Here is a 2674-nt window from a genome sequence, read left to right on the forward strand (position 1 = left end):
CACCTATTTCTGAAAATCCTCGCGGATTTTCAGTTTGGTGTGTACTTGCTAAGTTAAGTGCTAAAACACGCAACTACTCATAGCCGAGACCGTTGTGTGTAAGCTAAAAAAACGTAACTAATGAATAAGAATTGTCAGGTTTTAGGGTGTAAAAAAGAAATCAAAGACTCATCTAGGTATTGTGAATTTCATTCAAAAGGTGGTGTTTTTGGAAATGGAGAAACTTACGAATTATATCAAATTATTGAACAAGATTTTATTGATTTCATTAAAATAATACCCATTAATGACCCAGACCATTTTAAAGTACACTCTCCTATTCTTCAAGATATAATTGTTAGAAGTTGTGTTCAAATAGAATTCTTTTTTAAAGAATGGGCAAAATATTCATATAGCAAATTTGTTGATTCTGATTTATTGGAAAAATATCAAAAAATAAAAAAAAGTACAGGACTCGAAACGGGTGCTCGTGCTTGGAATTTTATCGACTATTTTCCTTTCCTTAAATACGAGATGATTTCAAAGAAAATTTACGTTAGACCTTTAGAAAAACATATTGAACCTTTTAAAGATTGGACAAATCCTAAAAAAACTCCTAATTGGTGGAATGTTTATAATGGAATTAAACATGATGGAATTAACACTAAAAAAGAAGCAAATCTTAAAATGGCGTTAGAATCATTAGCTGCTTTATTTTTAGTTCATTGTAACAATAAATTTTCTCACGCCTATTTAAGACAATTTACAATAAATCAAGTTATGGCTAAGGGAACTGACTTTGTGCTAAAAAAAGAGCAGATATCAACACCTCTAGACTCAAAGAAATACCTTTTCAAAGAATATTTAGGATTTAAAAATAGTTCAGTAAAAATTGCAACGAATCAAGAATTAATTGACAGAGTAACCTTCAAAGGCAAGAGCGTATAAAAAAGCCTACACACAACACCGTATACTAATCATAGCTCTTGCGAAACTAGAAGCAAATTGATTGCAAATATTTAACTATATTGGTTTCTGAAAAATAACGTAAAGCTTGCCTTTCTGAGTCTCACGCAGCTCCGAATAATTGGAACTAAATAAAGAACTGAAAAGGTGTCGCCGCTTCAAGCCGCACGCTGCGCCAAGCGCTACAATTATTATACAAACCCGTTGGCATTAATAATGGAGACAGTAACAATAGGATACATAGTGATTGGAATTTTGGTCGTTATTCTCTTGCTACAACGCAAACGAATTGACAAAAATGCGGAATTTGATTCCTATAATCATAATTGGACTGACGAATTAAAAGATTGGTCGATTATGACTTCATTTTCGGAATTAAAATTATTGAGTAAATATGCTGGAGAATTAAGATTTGGACCTGCTTTTCTTCATCTAAAAACTGAACCAAAAAATGTTTTCGGAAAAGAATTTTTCGGAGATTGGTTTTACAGGACAGAAAACGGAGTTTATCTGCAAAAGTGGAATTCTAATCCGATTAAAACCGGAGTTCATACCAAGGCGAATAATGACTTGATTTATTACGACCGATTAAAAAATAAAATCGAAGTTTTGGAAACTGGAATAAAGTCGTTTCATTGGACAATGGAAAAAGACGAAAATAACGAACTGACTTTGATTTCGGATAACGGAAAAACAAAAAATAGAATTAAAATTACTAATGCCAACAACGTATACTAATCATAGCTCTTGCGAAACTAAAAGTAAATCAATTGCTAATATTTAACTATATTGGTTTCTGAAAAATAACGTTACGCTTGCCTTTCTGATTCTCACGCGGCTCTGAATAATTTGAACTAAATAGAGAATTGAAAAGGTGTCGCCGCTTCAAGCCGCACACTGCGCCAAGCGCTACAATTATTATACAAACCCGTTACCACCAATTTTAGATGAAAAATTTCTCATTAATAATATCAATAATAATCGTAGGATTTTCTAGTTGCACCGATTGGAAAAATTCAAATCAATTGGATAGCGATAAATTCGAAAATAACGAAAAACGTATTGAAATCCTCAGTAAAGAAATCAAATCACCAAGTGAATTTATTGACGCGGAATTTGAATTGTTTAATGTTAACGGTTTTTCAAACAACAGAGCTACGATTCCCGGAGCATCATCCTTGGATTATAAGTTTGTGATCAAGGTAAAAAGTTCGGATATTAATAAATGGAAAGAAGGAATGGTCAAGTTTGAGCCAAAAAATAATAACTTCGATTGGACAAATGAGATTATTGATAAACGAAAAAATCAATGGATAACTAAAAGTGCACCTGAATATTATAATCGTCCAAATGAAAATGTGCTAATGATAATTTACCGAACTGAAGGAATAATATATAAAAGAGTGATTCGTAATTAAAAACTGGAGGTAACAACGCATCAATAATCATAGCTTTTCCATAATTTCAGAATGTTTAGTACTTAAAAATTACTATTTTAGTCATCGGAACAATATGAACTAGCTTGCCTTTCTGAGTCTCACGCAGCTCCGAACAATTTGGTGCCGAGGCTAAGGCTAAAGTTCAAGCTGCTGCCCCCAGCGCGCTGCGCCAAGCGCTACAATTATTATACAAACCCGTTAGCTACCATTACTAAAATGATCTATAGAATATTTTTATTTTTTTTATTTAGTCTTACTTCTTCTTGTGATTCGGAGAGATATTTGATAAT

The 2674-nt window shown here is 32.5% G+C and carries 3 protein-coding genes; all 3 read left to right on the plus strand.

Annotated features, from left to right (window positions below):
- Positions 1-120: 120 nt before the first annotated feature.
- The 3 genes from BLQ00_RS17275 (at position 121) to BLQ00_RS17285 (ending at position 2363) form a co-directional block, all read left to right on the plus strand.
- Positions 121-927 (plus strand): hypothetical protein, encoded by an 807-nt coding sequence (locus BLQ00_RS17275; protein WP_093145568.1) that lies wholly within the window; start codon positions 121-123, stop codon positions 925-927.
- A gap of 234 nt (positions 928-1161) precedes the next feature.
- The gene (locus BLQ00_RS17280) at positions 1162-1683 is read left to right on the plus strand and encodes a hypothetical protein (RefSeq protein WP_093145569.1); all 522 of its coding nucleotides are present in this window, start codon (positions 1162-1164) and stop codon (positions 1681-1683) included.
- A gap of 287 nt (positions 1684-1970) precedes the next feature.
- Positions 1971-2363, plus strand: a complete 393-nt coding sequence (locus BLQ00_RS17285) for a hypothetical protein (protein ID WP_139149463.1) — start codon at positions 1971-1973, stop codon at positions 2361-2363.
- Positions 2364-2674: the final 311 nt, after the last annotated feature.

Source organism: Ulvibacter litoralis (assembly GCF_900102055.1).
GTDB lineage: Bacteria > Bacteroidota > Bacteroidia > Flavobacteriales > Flavobacteriaceae > Ulvibacter > Ulvibacter litoralis.